The sequence below is a fragment of the Pseudomonas sp. UYIF39 genome, assembly GCF_029963765.1.
Taxonomy (GTDB): domain Bacteria; phylum Pseudomonadota; class Gammaproteobacteria; order Pseudomonadales; family Pseudomonadaceae; genus Aquipseudomonas.
In genome coordinates this window covers 1-18,431 of the sequence record NZ_JALBYU010000028.1, presented here as the reverse complement: position 1 = coordinate 18,431, position 18,431 = coordinate 1, and the positions used below count along the sequence as shown (strand labels likewise).

Genomic DNA, 18,431 nt, shown 5'->3' with positions numbered 1-18,431 from the left:
GATCTAAATCAATGAACGGTGCCGAGTTTCTGTTCTTTCAGCAGCAGGACCTCGTCGCACTTGGGGCAGAACTCATGTTCGCCATCCAGATAGCCGTGCACCGGGCAGATGGAGAATGTCGGGGTCACGGTCAGGTACGGCAGGCGGAAGCGGCCAAGGGCTTTGCGCACCAGTTGCTTGCAGGCCTCGGTCGACGAAATCCGCTCGGCCATGTACAGGTGCAAGACCGTGCCGCCGGTGTATTTGCATTGCAGCTCGTCTTGAAGTTCCAGCGCCTCGAAGGGGTCTTCGGTGTAGCCCACGGGCAGTTGCGAGGAGTTGGTGTAATACGGTGCTTGCGGGCTGCCGGCCTGCAGGATGTCGGGGTAGCGCTTGAGGTCTTCCTTGGCGAAGCGGTAGGTCGTGCCCTCGGCCGGCGTCGCTTCGAGGTTGTACATGTGGCCGGTTTCTTCCTGGAAACGCAGCAACGTGGCGCGTACATGATCGAGCATGTTCAGGGCAAACTGCCGGCCGAGCTCGGTGTGCATGCCCTCCTCGTCGCCGGTGAAATTGCGCAGCATTTCATGCATACCGTTGAGGCCGATGGTCGAGAAGTGGTTACGCAGGGTTCCGAGGTAGCGCTTGGTGTACGGGTACAAACCGGCATCCATATGGTGCTGAATGACTTTGCGCTTGACCTCCAGGCTCTCCATCGCCAGATCCATCAGCATGTCCAGACGCTTGAGCAAACCGCTGGTATCGCCCTTGAACACATAGCCCAGACGCGCGCAGTTGATAGTCACCACGCCGAGCGATCCGGTCTGTTCCGCCGAGCCGAACAAACCGCCGCCACGCTTGAGCAACTCGCGAACATCCAGCTGCAAGCGGCAGCACATCGAGCGCACCTGATTGGGTTGCAGGTCCGAATTGAGGAAGTTCTGGAAATACGGCAGGCCGTAACGCGCAGTCATCTCGAACAGGCGGTCGGCATTTTCACTGTCCCACGGAAAGTCATGGGTGATGTTGTAGGTCGGGATCGGAAAGGTGAATACCCGCCCTTTCGCATCGCCGGCCTGCATCACCTCGATGTAGGCGCGATTGAGCAGCTCCATTTCGACTTGCAGGTCGCCATAGGCAAACGGCATCTCCTCACCGCCGATGACGGGTATCTGCTCACGCAAATCCTGCGGGCATACCCAGTCGAAGGTCAGGTTAGTGAACGGCGTTTGAGTGCCCCAGCGCGAGGGCACGTTGAGGTTATAAATGAACTCCTGAATCGCCTGGCGCACCTCCTGAAAGCTCAGTTGATCCTTGCGCACATAGGGCGCCAGGTAGGTGTCGAACGAGCTGAACGCCTGGGCGCCGGCCCATTCGTTTTGCAGCGTGCCGAGGAAATTCACCATCTGCCCCAAGGCACTGCTCAAGTGCTTCGGCGGACCGGCTTCGACACGCCCCGGTACACCGTTGAGCCCTTCGTGCAACAGGGTGCGCAGCGACCAGCCGGCGCAGTAACCGGCGAGCATGTCGAGGTCGTGCACATGCAAATCCGCCTCGCGGTGGGCCTGGCCGATGGCCTCGCTGTACACCTCGTCCAGCCAGTAGTTGGCGGTGACCTTGCCCGACACGTTCAACACCAGTCCGCCCAATGAGTAACCCTGATTGGCGTTGGCCTGGACCCGCCAGTCTTCACGGTCCAGGTATTCGTTCATCGAAGTTGCCACTTCGACCATGGTCCGGCGATCGCGGCGCAAGCGTCCGTGCTGTTCGCGGTAGACGATGTAGGCCCGCATGGCGAGGAAAAAACCGGCATCCATCAACACCCGTTCAACACGGTCCTGGATTTGCTCGACATGCAGCCTCGGCAACCCTTCCAGTCTGGCCAAAACCGCCTGAAGCAAGCCTTCAACCTCAACCTCGCCGTACTCCCCCGTCGCCTTGCCGGCGGCGATCAATGCCTGACGGATTTTGTCGGCATCGAAGGCAACCTGACTGCCATCGCGTTTGTGCAAGCGGTTACATCCTACTGCGATCAGCGTGCTCTGCATTTGGCCTCCAGACACTACATATAGACTTAAATAAACTTAAAACCACAACATGCAGTGAAGGCTACGGACAAAGTGCTGTTCTGCAATTGATCGATATCAAGATTTTCCGGCGAAAAAAACCGCCCCAGATGCGGGGCGGATAAAAAACTCTTTGATCAGCGAAGATCCAATGTGGGAGCGAGCTTGCTCCGGGCGGCGTTCCGACGATAGCGGTAGAACAGTCGGCATTAAAGTTGAAGGTGCTGGCGTCATCGTCGGAACGCCGCCCGGAGCAAGCTCGCTCCCACATTGGAATTGCAGTGATTTACAGATTGGTTCAACCACCACTCATGTTCATGAACCGCACAATCTGCACCTCCCCGTCGGGGCTGAAATCATGGCGCAGTGGCTTGCCGCGCAGGGCCTTCTGCACCGCGTTGACCACCGGTTGGTCATCCAGCGGGTATCGCCGCAGCAATCCGCGTAAATCCAGCGCATCGTCCTGACCCAAACAGAGCAACAGCTTCCCTTCAACAGTCATCCGCACCCGATTGCAGCTGCCGCAAAAATTGTGGCTGTTGGGCGAAATGAAGCCGATCCGGGTCTCGGGATGGCGTTCCAGACGCACATAGCGCGCCGGTCCGCCGCTGTTTTCGGTGCTGTCGAGCAACCGATGCTGGCTGGCGATCAGCGTGCGCACTTCGTCGCTGGAACAGAACGATTCGCCCCGGGAACGACCGACGTCGCCCAAAGGCATTTCTTCGATAAAACTGATGTCGATGCGCTGGTCGATGGCGTACTGCACCAACGCCGGGACTTCATCGAAGTTGCGCCCCTTCATCACCACGCAGTTGAGCTTGATCCGCTCGAACCCCGCGTCCCGCGCCGCTTCAATGCCGTTGAGCACCTGATCGAGGTCGCCGTTACGGGTGATCGCCCGAAACTTCTGCCCGTCCAGGCTATCGAGGCTGATGTTCATCCGCTTGACCCCAGCGTCGACCAACGGCCGGGCCAAACGGCCCAGTTGCGAGCCGTTGCTGGTCATCACCAGTTCGCGCAAACCGGGCAAGGCGGCGATGTTGCGGCACAGTCCGACAATGCCGGGACGGATCAGCGGCTCGCCGCCGGTCAGACGGATTTTGCGTACACCCAGGCCAACGAACAACGTTGCCAAACGCTGCAATTCCTCCAGCGTGAGCACCTGCTGCCGCGGCAGGAACGTCATGTTTTTCGCCATGCAGTACACACAGCGAAAATCACAGCGGTCCGTCACCGACATCCGCAGATAATCGATCTGCCGCCCAAAACCATCCTGCATCACAGCGTTCATCACTTCTCCCGGTTTGCCCAAGGCTCACTGCACCAGCGGTGAGTCGGCGCCCTGCAAGTGGATGCCACGGATATCGGCTGCACCGATCAGGGTTTGCAGGTATTGCACCAGCGCTTTCTGCCAGACGCCTTGCTGCAACTGTGTGCGGATCGCCGTCGACACCACTTCATAGGGCAACGGCATGCCTTCGATTCGCTGATCGACACTGACCACATGCCAGCCGTAACGACTTTCCAGCGGTTTGCTGGCCAGGCCCGGTGCCAGGGTGAACAGCTGACGCTCCAGTTCGGGCACAGTCTGGCCCTTGCTGATCTGTCCCAAAGAACCACCCTGAGCTTTCGACGGACAGGCCGAATATTTCACGGCCAGCTCAGCGAAACTGCCGGGAAACTCATCCAGTTGCTGCAGCAGGACTTCGGCTTGACCCTGCGCAAGCTCGCGGGCCTCGACATCGTCCGGTGCACATTCGAGCAGGATGTGCCGCACCGCCAGCAACGGCGCGCTGTGGAAGCGCCCGCGATTATTTTCGTAGTAACGCAGACTCGACTCCTCGTCGCACTGAGGCACTTTCACCTCACGTTCGAGCAGCAAGCGAGTGGCCGCTTCTTCTTCGTTCTCACCGGCGCCGATTTCCAGCGACACACCGAGTTCGGTGATGCGCTGCTGCAACAACTCGCGGATCACCAGCGCCCGGGCGGCCAGATAGACCGCCTCTTCGCGGCTTTCGGCCGGGTGATATTGCAGCTCCTGGGCCATCGCTTCCGAGGTGATCGACACCTCGTTGACGCTGATGATCGGCCACTCCTGTTCACTGCTGGCGATCAACTGCGCCGGGGCGTCATCGGCCCCTGCGGGCTCAACCGGCAGGGCTTCAAACTGCGCCTGTGCGACCGGCGCGATGTCGAGAACGTCCTCGGCTTTTTTTGAAGAACCGCAGCCACCGCTGCCCCCGTTACCACCACCACATCCACATCCACCTGACATGATTGTCTCCTCAGTACTTCTGACGAACGATTTGATAACGACGCCCCAGGTACCAGATCGGTGCACTGATCATGTGTACGAGACGGGTGAAGGGGAACAGGACAAACAGGGTCAAACCGAGAAACACATGCAACTTGTAAATCAGTCCGACCGGCGCGATGGCCGCCGCTGCTTCCACCGGACGCAACAGCACGGTGTTCTGCGCCCAATCGGCGAGCATCACCATCACCGAGCCGTCCATGTGCCCGGTAGACGCGACGATGGTCAGCAGGCCGAGCAGCAACTGCGCGAGCAACACCAGCAGCACCAGGATGTCCGAAGGACTGGAGGTGGCACGTACCCGAGGATTACTGAGCCGCCGGTTAACCAGCATCAGCAAGCCAATCAGGCACAACAGACCGAAGAGCCCGCCCGAAACCATTGCCAGCAACTGCTTGTTCTCAGTGCTGATCACGTGGTGATAAATCGACGCCGGGGTCAGCAGGCCGACGAAATGCCCGGCCAGCACGAACAACACACCGATGTGGAAGAAGTTGCTCGCCACGCGCATGCCGCGCTGATTGAGCATCTGGCTGGAGCCCGCCTTCCAGGTGTACTGCGACAGATCGAAGCGCGCCCAACTGCCAATCAGGCAAATCGCCAGGGCGACGTAGGGATAGACCCCGAACAACAACAGGTTCCATTTAGACATTGCCTACCTCCTTGGCTGGCACGGCGGCCAACCCTTCATGCTGAAAATCCACCCAGTGCAACGGCACCGCGCTTTCCTCACGGGCCTTGCCCGGTGCGCTTGGCAGCGAACTGCAACGGTCCTGCTGTTCAGCCTGGAGGAAGTCCACGGCCTCCTCTTCCCAGATCTTGTCGAGGGCTTCGAGGGAGTCGTCGCGAGGTTCCGCCGCGACCTGCGCCCGCAGGTCGGCGACCACTTGATGCGGCTCGGCCCCGGCAATTTGCAGCAGCGCCCGGAAGCAGCTGGCATAGGCGCTTTCGCGCTCTTCCAGACGTGCAGCGAGCAAGGCCAGCAAATGCGAAACATCCGCCAGGCCCTCGCGGGCCTCGATGTCTTCGCGGGTGGAGAGGAACTCCAGGTACAGCGGGATGTAATCGGGCAGCTCTTTGACGCCGATGGCAAAACCGGCTTCTTCGTATTGCGCCATCATGTCGACCATCGCCTGACCACGGTCGCGGGATTCACCGTGCACATGTTCAAACAGCAGCAGCGACAGCGAGCGCCCACGACCGAACAGCGCACCGTAGTGCTCCTGCCCGTCCATCAGGTCATTGGCACAGATCAGCTCGAGCAATTCGAACAACGCACCGCGCTGCGTCGGGCTGATTTCCCGCGACTGGATGATCGCTTGCTCCAGTTCGTCGCGACCACCAATCAGTGTTTCGGTCGGGTAATCGAGCAGCAACGAAATCACTTTGAGAATTTGCATGCTCATTCCTCCCACAACTGGACGGTTTTCAGAATGTCGCGGCGGTTGGCTTTCTTGGCGCCGAACATGTTGGTGTCGGAACTGCCGCTACAGCCGCTGCCGAAACTGAAACCACACCCGGAGCGCTCTGCGAAGGCGTCGCTCATGGCGTCTTCACGGTGGGCACTCGGCACCACGAAACGGTCTTCATAGTTGGCGATCGCCAGGTAGCGATACATCTCCTCGACCTGGGTCACGCTAAGGCCGACATCCGCCAGCACTTGCAGATCCTGGACGCCGTCGACTTGCTCGGAACGTTTGTAGGCGCGCATCGCCAGCAAGCGTTTAAGCGCACGCTTGACCGGCTTTTCATCGCCCGCGGTCAACAGGTTCGTCAGGTACTTCAGTGGAATACGCAGGCTGTCGACGTCAGGGATCACCCCGTTCATACCGACGGTGCCGGCAGTGGCGGCGTTCTGGATCGGCGACAGTGGCGGTACATACCAAACCATCGGCAAGGTGCGGTATTCCGGGTGCAGCGGCAGTGCCAGTTTCCAGTCCACGGCCATTTTGTAGACCGGCGAACGTTGCGCCGAATCGATCACCGATTGCGGTACGCCATCGGCCAGGGCCTGGCGAATCACCCCCGGGTCATTTGGATCGAGGAAGATCTCCAGCTGTTTCTCGTACAGGTCCTGCTCATTGGCGGTGCTCGCCACTTCGCTGATGCGGTCGGCGTCATACAGCAGCACACCGAGGTAGCGGATGCGCCCAACGCAGGTTTCCGCGCAAACGGTCGGCATCCCGGCTTCGATACGCGGGTAGCAGAAGATGCATTTCTCGGACTTGCCGCTTTTCCAGTTGAAATAGATCTTCTTGTACGGGCAGCCGCTGATGCACATCCGCCAGCCACGGCATTTCTCCTGGTCAATCAGGACGATGCCGTCTTCTTCACGCTTGTAAATCGCCCCGCTCGGGCAAGCCGCTGCGCACGTCGGGTTGAGGCAGTGCTCACACAGGCGCGGCAAATACATCATGAAAGTGTTTTCGTACTCGCCGTAAATGTCCGCCTGGATCTTGTCGAAGTTCTTGTCCTTGCGACGTTTAGCGAATTCGGTGCCGAGGATTTCTTCCCAGTTCGGGCCCCACTCGATTTTCTCCATGCGCTTGCCGGAGATCAGCGAACGCGGGCGCGCGGTAGGTTGATGCTCGCCCAGCGGCGCGGTGTGCAGGTGCTGGTAATCGAAGTCGAACGGTTCGTAGTAGTCGTCGAGGCTCGGCAGATCCGGGTTAGCGAAAATGTTCGCCAACACGCGGAATTTACCGCCGATGCGCGGGTTGATCGTGCCGTTGGCATTGCGGATCCAGCCACCCTTCCACTTGTCCTGGTTTTCCCATTCTTTCGGGTAGCCGATCCCGGGTTTCGATTCGACATTGTTGAACCAGGCGTATTCCATGCCTTCGCGGCTGGTCCAGACGTTTTTGCAGGTGATCGAACAGGTGTGGCAACCGATGCATTTGTCCAGGTTCAGAACCATGCCGATTTGTGAGCGAATCTTCATCTCAGTTCTCCTCGATATCGGTCGGCAGTGGACGCGGCAGGTCATCGCCACTTGAACCATCGAGCCAGTCGACTTTGGACATTTTGCGCACCACGACGAATTCGTCACGGTTGCAACCGACGGTGCCGTAATAGTTGAAACCGTAGGCCTGCTGGGCATAGCCGCCGATCATGTGGGTCGGTTTGAGCACTACCCGGGTGACCGAGTTGTGGTGACCGCCACGGGTCTTGGTGGTTTCCGAACCGGGCACGTTCACGATCCGTTCCTGGGCGTGGTACATCATCACCATGCCGTCCTTGACCCGTTGGCTGACCACCGCACGGGCAGTCAGTGCACCGTTGATGTTGAAGCACTCGATCCAGTCGTTGTCCTCGATACCGGCGCGTTTTGCGTCGTTCTCCGAGAGCCAGACAATCGGCCCGCCACGGCTGAGGGTGAGCATCAGCAAGTTGTCGCTGTAGGTGCTGTGGATGCCCCATTTCTGGTGTGGCGTGATCCAGTTCAGGACGATTTCGATCTCGCCATTGCTGCGCTTGCCTTTCACCCCTTCGATGGTGCGGGTGTTGACCGGCGGCCGATAACTCATCAGTTGCTCGCCGAACGCCTGCATCCACGGGTGATCCTGGTAGAACTGCTGGCGACCGGTGATGGTGCGCCATGGAATCCCTTCGTGAACGTTGGTGTAACCGGCGTTGTAGCTGACGTGATCGTCTTCGAGCCCCGACCAGGTCGGGCTGGAAATGATCTTGCGTGGCTGTGCCTGAATGTCGCGGAAACGGATGGCCTCGTGGGCCTTGGACAGCGCCAGGTGGCTGTGATCGATGCCGGTGAATTCCGACAGCGCGGCCCAGGCTTTGACGGCGACCTGGCCGTTGGTTTCCGGTGCCAGGGACAGAATCACTTCAGCGGCGTCGATGGCCGTGTCGATTTTCGGACGGCCGTGACTGATGCCGGCATCGCCTTCATTGTGATTGAGTTCACCGAGGAATTTCACTTCGTCTTCGGTGTTCCAGTTGATGCCTTTGCCGCCGTTGCCGTGTTTCTCCAGCAATGGCCCGAGGGACGAGAACTGTTTGTAGATGTTCGGGTAGTCACGCTCGACCACGTGCAGGTTCGGTGCGTTTTTACCCGGCACCGGTGCCACGCCGTCGCTTTTCCAGTCGGTGCCGCCAAAGGGTTGGGCCAGTTCGCCGACGCTGTCGTGCATCAGCGGGATGGTCACCAGGTCCTTCTCAACGCCCAGATGCCCTTCGGACATGCTGGAAAACGCCTTGGCGATGCCTTTGTAGATTTCCCAGTCGGAACGCGATTCCCACGCCGGGTCGATGGCCGCCGACAATGGGTGAATGAACGGGTGCATGTCCGAGGTGTTCATGTCGTCTTTTTCGTACCAGGTTGCGGTCGGCAACACGATGTCGGAATAGACGCAGGTCGAGGACATGCGGAAGTCCAGCGTGGTGACCAGATCGAGCTTGCCGATGGCGCCCTCGTCCACCCATTCAGCTTCTTCGGGTTTGCAGTCGCCGACCTGGCCGATGTCTTCGTTCATCACACCGTTTTTGGTGCCCAGCAGGTACTTGAGCATGTACTCGTGGCCCTTGCCCGAGGAGCCCAGCAGGTTGGAACGCCAGATGAACATGTTGCGCGGGAAGTTGACCGGGCTGTCCGGCTGTTCGCAGGAGAAGCGCAGCGAACCGTCCTGCAGCGACTTGACCACGTAATCTTTCGGGTCCATGCCGGCCGCAGCCGCGTCGCGGCAAATGTGCAAGGGGTTAGTGTTGAGTTGCGGTGCGCTGGGCAACCAGCCGGCGCGTTCGGCGCGGATGTTGTAGTCCAGGGCATGCTCAGGGAATTGTGATTTATCGGCCAATGGCGAGAGCACGTCGTGCATGCTCATTTTCTCGTGACGCCACTGCGAACTGTGGGCGTAGAAGAAACTGGTGCCGTTCATTTGGCGAGGCGGACGGTTCCAGTCCAGGCCGAACGCCAGGGGCAGCCAGCCGCATTGCGGACGGAGTTTTTCCTGACCAACGTAATGCGCCCAACCGCCACCGGTCTGACCGACACACCCGCAGAGCATGAGCATGTTGATCAGCCCGCGGTAGTTCATGTCCATGTGGTACCAGTGGTTCATCGCCGCGCCGACGATGATCATCGAGCGACCCTTGGTCTTGTCGGCGTTATCGGCGAACTCACGGGCAATCTGGATGGCTTTCTCGCGGCTGACGCCGGTGATCTGCTCCTGCCACGCCGGAGTGCCGGGCACCGAGGCGTCGTCGTAATCCTTGGCGACGTTTTCGCCGCCGAGGCCGCGATCGATCGCCAGGTTGGCGGCCGACAGGTCGAACACGGTGGCGACTTTGGCCACGCTGCCGTCTGCCAGCACCACGTTATGCACCGGTACGCGGCGGTATTGCACGGCTTCGCCGGCCACGTGCTGAAAGTGCTCGTGGGACTCGCCGGCAAAATACGGGAACGCCACTTCGGCGACGTCATCGCCGATCAGGCTCAGTTTCAGATCGATCTCACGGCCTTCGCCGCCTTCACGAGGCAGGATGTTCCACTTGCCCTTCTCGCCCCAGCGATAGCCGATGGAACCCTGAGGGGACACCAGTTCGCCGCTGACATCGAGGGCGATGGTTTTCCATTCCGGGTTGTTTTCCTGGCCGAGGTTGTCGGTCAGGTCACTGGCGCGCAGGAAGCGGTCCGGCTGGTAACCGGCGCCTGGTGCCTTGTCGACCATTTGCATGAGCAGCACCAGCACCGGCAAATCGGTGAAGCGCTTGGCGTAGTCGGTGAAATAGGCGCTCGGTTTGTCCAGGTGAAATTCTTTGAAGATCACATGGTTGAACGCCTGGGCCAGCGCCGCATCGGTGCCTTGTTTAGGGTTCAGCCACAGGTCGGTGAGCTTGGCGACTTCCGAGTAATCCGGGGTGATCGCGACCGTCTTGGTGCCCTTGTAACGGACTTCGGTAAAGAAGTGCGCGTCGGGGGTACGGGTCTGCGGGACGTTGGAGCCCCAGGCAATGATGTAGTTGGAGTTGTACCAGTCGGCCGATTCCGGCACGTCGGTCTGCTCGCCCCAGACCATCGGCGAGGCCGGTGGCAAGTCGCAGTACCAGTCATAAAAGCTCAGGCAGGCGCCGCCAATCAGCGACAGGTAACGCGAACCTGCGGCATAGCTGACCATCGACATGGCCGGGATCGGCGAGAAGCCGACGATGCGGTCAGGGCCGTACTGCTTGATCGTATAGACGTTTGCGGCAGCGATGATCTCGTTGACTTCCTCCCAGTTGGAGCGAATGAAGCCACCCATGCCGCGCTTGCTTTTATAGGAGTCGGCCTTGACCTTGTCCTCGACAATGCTGGCCCAGGCTTCCACCGGCGCCATGGTTTGCCGCGCATCGCGCCAGAGCTTGAGCAACGGCTTGCGGATTTTCGGGTACTTGAGCCGGTTGGCGCTGTAGATGTACCAGCTGTAACTGGCACCACGCGGGCAGCCACGGGGCTCATGGTTCGGCAGATCGTTACGGGTACGCGGGTAGTCGGTCTGCTGGGTTTCCCAGGTGATCAGGCCGTTCTTGACGTAGATCTTCCACGAGCAGGAGCCGGTGCAGTTCACCCCGTGGGTGGAACGCACGATCTTGTCGTACTGCCAGCGTGAACGGTAGACGTTTTCCCAGTCGCGAGACTCTTTGCGGGTCTCGCCATGACCGTCGGAAAACTCGTTTTGCTTGCGATTGAAAAACTTCAGTTGATCCAGTAAATGACTCACGGTGTAGTCCTCTCAGGCTTGCTGCGGGGTTCTGTGCCCCGCCCACGCAATGGTTGGATTCGGGTCGTCTTAGCAGGGTGTCGCGGCGCCTTTGCGCGCGTACCACCACCAGGTCACCACGATGCAGCTCAGGTAAAAGCCGACGAACATGTAGAAGGCCATCTCCGGGCCGCCGGTCTGGGCCATCGAAGTGCCGAAGGATTTGGGAATGAAGAACGCACCGAAGGCGCCCATGGCCGAACTGAAGCCCAGGACCGCGGCTGACTCTTTGCCGGCATTTTTCAGCGCTTGTTCACGCACGGCGGGTGGTTTGCCGGCCGAGTCTTTTTCGTGCTGGGTGCGGAAGATCACCGGGATCATGCGGAAGGTGGAGCCGTTGCCGATGCCGGTGGTAATGAACAGCAGCATGAACATGCCGAGATAGCCGTAGAAGTTGCCGGGCTCACCGTTCTGCGGCAGGAAGTGCATGACGCCGAAGACCATCACGATCATCGCCACGAAGTTCCACAAGGTCACTTTCGCGCCGCCGAGCTTGTCCGCCAGCCAGCCGCCCAAAGGACGGACCAAAGCGCCAACCAACGGCCCGAGAAACGCGAATTTCAAGGCAATGACATCAGGGAACGAGGTTTTGATCAGCAACGGAAACGCGGCGGAGAAACCGATGAACGAACCGAAGGTCGCCAGGTACAACCAGCACATCAGCCAGTTGTGTTTGCGTTTGAAGATGACGGCCTGCTCGCTGAAAGAAGCGCGGGCACTGGACAAGTCATTCATGCCGAACCAGGCCAGCACCGTCACCAGGACAATAAACGGCACCCAGATGAAACCGGCGTTCTGCAACCACAACTGACCGCCGTCCGGCAGCGCTTGCGGCGAGCCGCCCATGAAACCGAACACACCGAAGGTAATCACCAGCGGCACACAGAACTGCATCACCGAAACGCCCAGGTTACCCAGCCCGGCATTGAGGCCAAGGGCTGTGCCCTGTTGCGACTTAGGATAGAAGAAGCTGATGTTGGACATGCTCGAGGCGAAGTTGCCGCCGCCGAAACCGCAAAGCAAGGCAATCAACACGAACACGCTGTAGGAGGTGCTCGGGTCCTGCACGGCGAAGCCCATCCAGATAGAGGGCAACAACAGTGACGCGGTGCTCAGGGCGGTCCAGCGACGGCCACCGAAGATCGGCACCATAAAGGAATAGAAGACGCGCAACGTCGCCCCGGACAGCCCCGGCAACGCCGCCAGCCAGAACAGCTGGTCGGTAGTGAAGGTGAAGCCGATGGCGTTCAGACGCACGATCACCGTGCTCCAGACCATCCACACCGCAAAGGCCAGCAGCAGCGCAGGAATGGAAATCCACAAGTTGCGCGTGGCGGTCTGTTTGCCGCTACGTCCCCAGAATGCTGGGTCCTCGGGGCGCCAGTCATGAATGACCGGGCCTTTGTCAGGCTTTTGCAGAACGGACATGTTCTTCTCCTAGGGCAATGCTGGAAATCGGGGACGGGGTCAGCAGCGGCGCTTTACCCAGCACCGCGCTTTTGCGTATTTCGCTGAAGTACATCCAGGTGAGGGAGACCCAGACCACGCCGTACATCAACATGAAGCAGGAAGAGCGCACGCCGGTGAGGTCCACCAGGGCGCCGAACAGGATTGGCAGCACGAACCCGCCCAGGCCACCGGCAAGGCCGACGATGCCGGACACCGCGCCCATGTTTTTCGGGTAGTCGTTGGCGATGTACTTGAAGACCGAGGCTTTGCCGAACGCGAAGGCGATGCCCATGACGAACAGCAGCACGGTGAACAGCGCGGGATTGAGGCCGATGTGGAAATCCACCGGGCCGTTGATCGTTTGCACTTGCAGTTGGGTCTGGGGGTACGAGAGCAGGAACAGGCAGATCCAGCTGACCCACAACACCCACCAGGTCACGCTTTGCGCACCCCAGCGATCCGACATCCAGCCGCCGACGGCACGCAACACACCACCGGGCAGGGAAAAACACGCCGCCAGCAGCGCCGCGCTTTGCAGGCTGAAACCGTATTCCTGCACGTAGTACTTGGTCATCCACAGCGCGAGGGCGACATAACCACCGAAGACGATCGAGTAGTACTGGCAGTAGCGCCACACCGCCGGGTCCTTCAGCGAGCTGAGTTGCTCACGCAAACTGGCGCCGGTGGCACTGCGGTGGTCCTTGTTTTCGGCACTGAGGAACCAGAACAACAGCGCAGTAATAAAGAGGATCGCGCTGAAGACTTTCGGCACCAGCTGCCAGCTGCCGGCGGCGATCAGCGCCGGGGCGAGAAACTTGGTCACCGCGGCCCCGGCGTTACCGGCGCCGAAGATGCCCATCGCAAAGCCCTGATTCTCCTTGTCGAACCATTTGGCGACGTAGGCAATCCCCACCGAGAACGAGCCGCCGGCCAGGCCGACGAACAAGCCCAGCACCAGGAACTGCCAGTAGGCAGTGGCGTGACTGATCAGGTACAGCGGCGTCACGCAGGCCAGCATCAGCAGGAAGAACACGCTGCGCCCGCCAAAACGGTCGGTCAGCAGGCCCAGCGGCAAACGCACCAGCGAGCCGGTCAGGACCGGGGTCGCGGCCAGCAGGCCGAACTGGGTTTCGTTTAGCTGGAGCAGGTCCTTGATCGGCACCCCGAGCACGGCAAACATCATCCAGACCATGAAACAGACAGTGAAGGCCAGTGTGCTCATGCCCAGCACCAAGCCTTGTCGTACACGCGGTGGGTTCACAAATGCTCTCCAATCAATTAGCCATGGCGGCAGACTAGAGAGGCGAACCCCGCAAAAACTTGATCCATGTCAACGAAGCCCCAGGGGGCATAGGCCTATGCTTGTGCGGTCTACCTCTAAGGAGGTAGTACAGGAAAACCCTAAAACCGGCGGTTTATCAGCGTCTTAAGGTTTCCTGCCAAGGTTTTTGCTGACAAGGATCAGTCGACAACTCTTTAGAGGTAGCGCGCCCGGGATCGGCGGCAAAACCCCACCCTGGAGCTGCACATGCTCTGTTTTCCTGTCTTTCTCCGAGACCTGCGCTGATGATCCGCTGGTTGCGCAGCTCCCTGCCCGCTCGCGCCGGGCTGGCGGTGATCCTGATCGCCGTGCTCGCCCTCGCCAGTTCGTTGAGCGCCGGACTGATCGCCTGGTTCAGCCAAGGCGATGCGGCCGCCATCAACACCGCAGGCTCGGTGCGCATGGAGACTTACCACCTGAGCTGGAAACTGGCCGCGGGTGCAACCGGCGAAGAAATCATCGCCATCACCGACAGCCTGCAAACCCGTCTCACCAGCCAGTCGCTCAAGGCTGTGCTGGAAGATGGCCCGACCGCCGCCCTGCAAATCAGCTATGGGCAAATCCAGCAACACTGGAACGAGGATTTGCGTCCGGCACTGGAGCGCGGTGATGCCGCCTATTTTCAAGGCCAGGCCCTGCCCTTCATTGAACAACTGAACCAGTTCGTCAACCTGTTACAGCGCCAAAGCGAACAGAAGCAAGGCTGGCAACAGGTGATCCAGGGCCTGGCCCTGTTCACCACCCTGTTCGTGCTGCTGATTGGGCTCTACGAATTGCAGTACGGGGTCGTCATGCCCTTGAAAGAGTTGGTGGATGCGACCCAGCGCTTTCGTCGCGGCGATTTCAAGGTGCGGGTCAACCATCAGTCCCAAGACGAACTGGGCCAGTTGGCCATGAGCTTCAACGCCATGGCCGAGACGATCGAAGACTCGCATCGCACCCTTGAGAGTCAGGTCCAGCAAAAAACCCTGAACCTGCAACAAGCCAATGCCGCCCTCGAGTTGCTGTACCAAAGCAGTCGAAGCCTGGCCACTCGCCTGGCCAATGCCGAAGGGTTGGATGAGTTGATCCGACGCTTCCAGCAGCGCCTGCCCGGCTTGCGCCTGTCGCTGTGTCTGCAAGGGCAATTGCAAGCACCGGCCCAGCAGTTGCTCGCCCTCCACGGTGCGAACATCCGGGAAGTCTGCGCCAGCAGCGATTGCGCCACGTGTCAGAAGCACCATAAAGCCAGCCCGCAAACCTTCAGCATCAGCAATCAGGGCAGCGAACTGGGTGAACTCAAGGCGCATTTTGTCGACGGGCACCCGACGCAAGCCTGGGAAACCCAACTGATCCAGGCCTTGGCCAACCTGATCGGCACCTCGCTCTCGCTCAAGCGTCAACGGGAACAGGATCATCGCCTGCTGCTGCTCGACGAGCGCACGATCATTGCCCGCGAACTGCACGACTCACTGGCCCAGGCCCTGTCCTACATGAAGCTGCAAGTCAGCCGCCTGCAGACCCTGATGCGTCGTGGCGAACCGGTCGAAACCCTGGAAAACGTCACCGCCGAATTGCGCGAAGGGCTGAACAATGCCTACCGTCAGTTACGCGAGTTGCTGACCACTTTTCGCCTGCAGATTCACGATGCGGGACTGGTGCAGGAGCTCAAGGACACCGCCGAGGAGTTTTCCCGGCGCGGGGAATTCCAGGTACACCTGCACGTCGACGCGCTGGCCTTTCAGTTATCGGCCAGCGAGCAAATCCACATCTTGCAGATCACCCGCGAAGCGCTCTCCAACTGCCTGCGCCACGCCCACGCGCAAAACGCCTGGCTGCAACTGCGTCAGGACGGTGAAACCGTCAGGCTCATCGTCGAAGACGACGGGCGTGGCTTCAGCGGCGACGTCGACCAGCGCGAACACCACGGCCTGAAAATCATGGATGAGCGGGCCCGCAGCTTGCGCGGTCAACTCGAAATAGTGTCCAGGGAGCCGCAAGGCACCCGCGTCCAACTGGAATTCCAACCGGAGTTTCTCGGGCAGCAAACAGAAGGTAGCGTCACATGAACCCGTCCCTGCAACACACCATACTGCTGGTCGACGACCACCCGATGATGCGTCACGGCATCCGGCAGATGCTCGAGCTCGAAGACGATTTCCTGATCGTCGGTGAAGCCAGCAACGGTGAAGAAGCGCTCGGACTGATCGAGCCGCTGCAACCGGACCTGGTGTTGCTCGACAACAACATGCCGCTGATGAATGGCATTGAAACCCTGCGCCAATTACGGGCGATGCACTACACCGGCAAGGTGCTGCTGTTTACGGTCTCGGATGCCGAAGACGATATTCGCGATGCACTGCGCCTGGATGCCGACGGCTACCTGCTCAAGGACATGGAGCCCGAACTGTTGATTCAGTACATCCGCAATGCCTTGAACGGCGAATTGGTGATCAGCCCGGGGCTGACCCAAGTCATGGCCCAGGCGCTGCGCTCACCGCAGCGTCAGACCGTGGTGGAACTGACCGAGCGTGAACGCCAGGTGTTGAAAACCATCGCCAGCGGCTTCAGCAACAAGGTCATCGGGCACAAGCTGGGCATCACCGAAGGCACGGTCAAGGTTCACGTGAAAAACCTGCTGCACAAACTCGGTTTGCGCTCGCGGGTCGAGGCGGCGGTGTGGGCCATGGAGCACTTGCGCAATGCAGGCTGAGGGGCATGCCTCTTTGGAGGTAGGCCGGCAGAGGCATAGGTCATCCGGCCGGCGCTCTCTACTATGAGCGTCAGCGGAGGTACGCCATGCTGACCCACCCTTCCATCGTTTTAACGCTGCGTCGTCACCATCTGTTCAGCCAACTGCCGGAGAAAATCTTCGAGGAAGTCTGCGGCCTGGCGATGCTCAAGCGCCTGAGCTGTCACAGCACGCTCATGCACCAAGGGGATCCGGCCAAGCGCTTTTTCCTGCTGGTCAGCGGCCAGATCAAGTTGTACCGGCTTACCGGCGAAGGTCAGGAAAACCTGGTGGAGATCATTCAGCCCGGCCAGACGTTTGCCGAAGCCTTGCTGTTCAGCCAGGCCCGTCTCTACCCGGTGAGCGCCACGGCGCTGAAGGACAGCGTGCTGGTGAGTATCGAAGGCAGCCATTACCGCAACGCCCTGGAAGACCAGCCGAAAGTCTGCCTGGCGATCCTGGCGAGCATGAGTGTGCACTTGCACCTGCGTCTGCGGGACATCGACACCTTGACCATGGCCAGCGCGAGCCGGCGGGTGATCAATTTTCTGTTCCAGGAGCGCAACCCGGTCAGCGGTTTGATTGTCTTGCAGGTGTCCAAACGCCTGGTCGCCTCGAAGCTGGGTATCCAGCCGGAAACCTTTTCGCGGATCTTGCACCGACTGGTGGACAGCGGCCTGATCGCCATGGAACGACGCAATATCAGCATCCTCGCCGAAGAGGATCTCGCGGCCTTCCAGTAGACGGAATTGACCGCAGTCAATGCGCAATGCCACCGGCCTTGCACACTGAAGAAGTCCATCCATGGAGAGCGCTCATGTCCCGTTCAACCTTGCCCCTGATTTACTCCTGCTCAGGCTGCTCCAACGTTGCCCAACTGGCCAATACCCTGGCCGTGCGGCTTGATCGCAGCGGCCTGGCGGAAATGTCCTGCATCGTCGGGGTCGGCGGGCATGTGGCGGCGTTGGTCAACAAGGCACGCTCGGGGCGGCGGATTTTTGCGTTGGATGGTTGTCCGTTGCAGTGTGTTGAAAACTGCTTGAAGCAGCATGGGCTGCGCGCGGATGTGCATTTGATTCTTAGCCATTACGGGTTGCGCAAACGCAATGGCGAGGACTGCACGCAGGCGCAGGGGGATGAGTTGTTTGGAGAGATCAGGCAGTTGATTGCCAGTGATGCTCGGCAGCATGAAAGCCGGCCGGAAGCGATGGCCTGAAGAACAACAAAACCGCTGACCTATAATTTTGGTCGGGGTACATATCCATTCCTGCGGTAACGGCTTCTATTGGTTTCGCTTTTACAGCGAGTCACTTTGGAAAAGCGCCAAAGTAACCAAAGCGCTTTTGCCCCTTTCGTTCGGTGGCTCGCCTAGGCTCGCCATTCCCTCGCTCCGGTCCTGCTCCGTGGGCCCACCGCCATCGGCCATCCATGGCCGCGGGCGGCTAACCCGGCATCCATGCCGGGTTGCCCACTACGCAGAACCTCCACTCGGCCTCTCGAGGGGGCGTGTACTGCAAAAGCGAGGCGGCCTACCGGCCGGCCTGTCTCTTTAAGCGCACGCATTCCCCCTGTGGGAGCGGGCTTGCTCGCGAAGGGGCCGTGTCAATCGACATCAATGGTGGATGCCAGTCCGTCTTCGCGAGCGAGCCCACTCCCACATTTGGATTTTTGCCAGGTGCGGGTTTGGTGTACGCCGCCGATGATCTAGGGCCGACCGGTGGGCCGCCTCGCTTTTGATTTTGATCTTGATCTTGATCTGCCCCGTCGGAAGGCCGAGTGCAGGTTCTGCGCAGTGGGCACCGCGGCAAGGATGCCGCGGTAGCCGCCCCCGGCCATGGAT

13 protein-coding genes are annotated in these 18,431 nt (G+C 60.0%); 4 read left to right on the top strand and 9 right to left on the bottom strand.

Annotation, left to right across the window (positions count from 1 at the left end):
* Positions 1–8 precede the first annotated feature (8 nt).
* The 9 genes from MO767_RS26480 to MO767_RS26440 form a co-directional block, all read right to left on the bottom strand.
* Positions 9–2,024, bottom strand: a complete 2,016-nt coding sequence (locus MO767_RS26480; RefSeq protein ID WP_282482951.1) for a ribonucleoside triphosphate reductase — start codon at positions 2,022–2,024, stop codon at positions 9–11.
* A 316-nt stretch (positions 2,025–2,340) separates the two neighbouring features.
* Positions 2,341–3,333 (bottom strand): GTP 3',8-cyclase MoaA, encoded by a 993-nt coding sequence (moaA, locus tag MO767_RS26475; RefSeq protein ID WP_282482950.1) that lies wholly within the window; start codon positions 3,331–3,333, stop codon positions 2,341–2,343.
* Positions 3,334–3,357: 24 nt separating this feature from the next.
* A complete protein-coding gene (locus MO767_RS26470) occupies positions 3,358–4,317 on the bottom strand; it encodes a peptidylprolyl isomerase (RefSeq protein WP_282482949.1) in 960 nt (319 codons plus the stop codon).
* 10 nt (positions 4,318–4,327) lie between these two features.
* On the bottom strand, positions 4,328–5,008 hold the full coding sequence (gene narI / locus MO767_RS26465) for a respiratory nitrate reductase subunit gamma (RefSeq protein WP_282482948.1): 681 nt from the start codon (positions 5,006–5,008) through the stop codon (positions 4,328–4,330).
* Positions 5,001–5,756 (bottom strand): nitrate reductase molybdenum cofactor assembly chaperone, encoded by a 756-nt coding sequence (gene narJ / locus MO767_RS26460; protein WP_282482947.1) that lies wholly within the window; start codon positions 5,754–5,756, stop codon positions 5,001–5,003. The genes narI and narJ overlap by 8 nt, the downstream gene beginning before the upstream one ends.
* Positions 5,757–5,758: 2 nt before the next feature.
* Positions 5,759–7,297, bottom strand: coding sequence for a nitrate reductase subunit beta (narH, locus tag MO767_RS26455; protein WP_282482946.1), 1,539 nt, complete (start codon positions 7,295–7,297; stop codon positions 5,759–5,761).
* 1 nt (position 7,298) lies between these two features.
* Positions 7,299–11,072 carry a nitrate reductase subunit alpha gene (locus tag MO767_RS26450; RefSeq protein ID WP_282482945.1) on the bottom strand — a complete coding sequence of 1,258 codons (3,774 nt, stop codon included), beginning with the start codon at positions 11,070–11,072 and terminating at the stop codon, positions 7,299–7,301.
* A gap of 69 nt (positions 11,073–11,141) precedes the next feature.
* Positions 11,142–12,539 (bottom strand): NarK family nitrate/nitrite MFS transporter, encoded by a 1,398-nt coding sequence (locus MO767_RS26445; RefSeq protein WP_282482944.1) that lies wholly within the window; start codon positions 12,537–12,539, stop codon positions 11,142–11,144.
* Positions 12,517–13,821 (bottom strand): nitrate/nitrite transporter, encoded by a 1,305-nt coding sequence (locus tag MO767_RS26440; RefSeq protein WP_282482943.1) that lies wholly within the window; start codon positions 13,819–13,821, stop codon positions 12,517–12,519. Before MO767_RS26440 ends, MO767_RS26445 begins: the two co-directional genes overlap by 23 nt.
* A gap of 305 nt (positions 13,822–14,126) precedes the next feature.
* Here MO767_RS26440 and MO767_RS26435 point away from each other — a divergent pair, with 305 nt between their 5' ends.
* The 4 genes from MO767_RS26435 (at position 14,127) to MO767_RS26420 (ending at position 17,807) form a co-directional block, all read left to right on the top strand.
* Positions 14,127–15,929 (top strand): HAMP domain-containing protein, encoded by a 1,803-nt coding sequence (locus MO767_RS26435; protein WP_282482942.1) that lies wholly within the window; start codon positions 14,127–14,129, stop codon positions 15,927–15,929.
* Entirely contained in the window at positions 15,926–16,573 is a 648-nt protein-coding gene (narL, locus tag MO767_RS26430) for a two-component system response regulator NarL (protein ID WP_129444700.1), read from the top strand. The genes MO767_RS26435 and narL overlap by 4 nt, the downstream gene beginning before the upstream one ends.
* 86 nt (positions 16,574–16,659) lie before the next feature.
* On the top strand, positions 16,660–17,334 hold the full coding sequence (locus tag MO767_RS26425; RefSeq protein WP_282482941.1) for a Crp/Fnr family transcriptional regulator: 675 nt from the start codon (positions 16,660–16,662) through the stop codon (positions 17,332–17,334).
* A 74-nt stretch (positions 17,335–17,408) separates the two neighbouring features.
* A complete protein-coding gene (locus MO767_RS26420) occupies positions 17,409–17,807 on the top strand; it encodes a putative zinc-binding protein (protein ID WP_282482940.1) in 399 nt (132 codons plus the stop codon).
* The last annotated feature ends 624 nt before the right edge of the window (positions 17,808–18,431 follow it).

What these genes read in the sequence shown, in the direction of transcription:
- narI (WP_282482948.1), bottom strand. Translation starts at nt 5,008, where the DNA reads ATGTCTAAATGGAACCTGTTGTTGTTCGGGGTCTATCCCTACGTCGCC.
- narH (WP_282482946.1), bottom strand. Translation starts at nt 7,297, where the DNA reads ATGAAGATTCGCTCACAAATCGGCATGGTTCTGAACCTGGACAAATGC.
- MO767_RS26435 (WP_282482942.1), top strand. Translation starts at nt 14,127, where the DNA reads ATGATCCGCTGGTTGCGCAGCTCCCTGCCCGCTCGCGCCGGGCTGGCG.
- MO767_RS26445 (WP_282482944.1), bottom strand. Translation starts at nt 12,539, where the DNA reads ATGTCCGTTCTGCAAAAGCCTGACAAAGGCCCGGTCATTCATGACTGG.
- MO767_RS26470 (WP_282482949.1), bottom strand. Translation starts at nt 4,317, where the DNA reads ATGTCAGGTGGATGTGGATGTGGTGGTGGTAACGGGGGCAGCGGTGGC.
- MO767_RS26480 (WP_282482951.1), bottom strand. Translation starts at nt 2,024, where the DNA reads ATGCAGAGCACGCTGATCGCAGTAGGATGTAACCGCTTGCACAAACGC.
- narL (WP_129444700.1), top strand. Translation starts at nt 15,926, where the DNA reads ATGAACCCGTCCCTGCAACACACCATACTGCTGGTCGACGACCACCCG.
- MO767_RS26425 (WP_282482941.1), top strand. Translation starts at nt 16,660, where the DNA reads ATGCTGACCCACCCTTCCATCGTTTTAACGCTGCGTCGTCACCATCTG.
- moaA (WP_282482950.1), bottom strand. Translation starts at nt 3,333, where the DNA reads ATGAACGCTGTGATGCAGGATGGTTTTGGGCGGCAGATCGATTATCTG.
- MO767_RS26420 (WP_282482940.1), top strand. Translation starts at nt 17,409, where the DNA reads ATGTCCCGTTCAACCTTGCCCCTGATTTACTCCTGCTCAGGCTGCTCC.
- narJ (WP_282482947.1), bottom strand. Translation starts at nt 5,756, where the DNA reads ATGCAAATTCTCAAAGTGATTTCGTTGCTGCTCGATTACCCGACCGAA.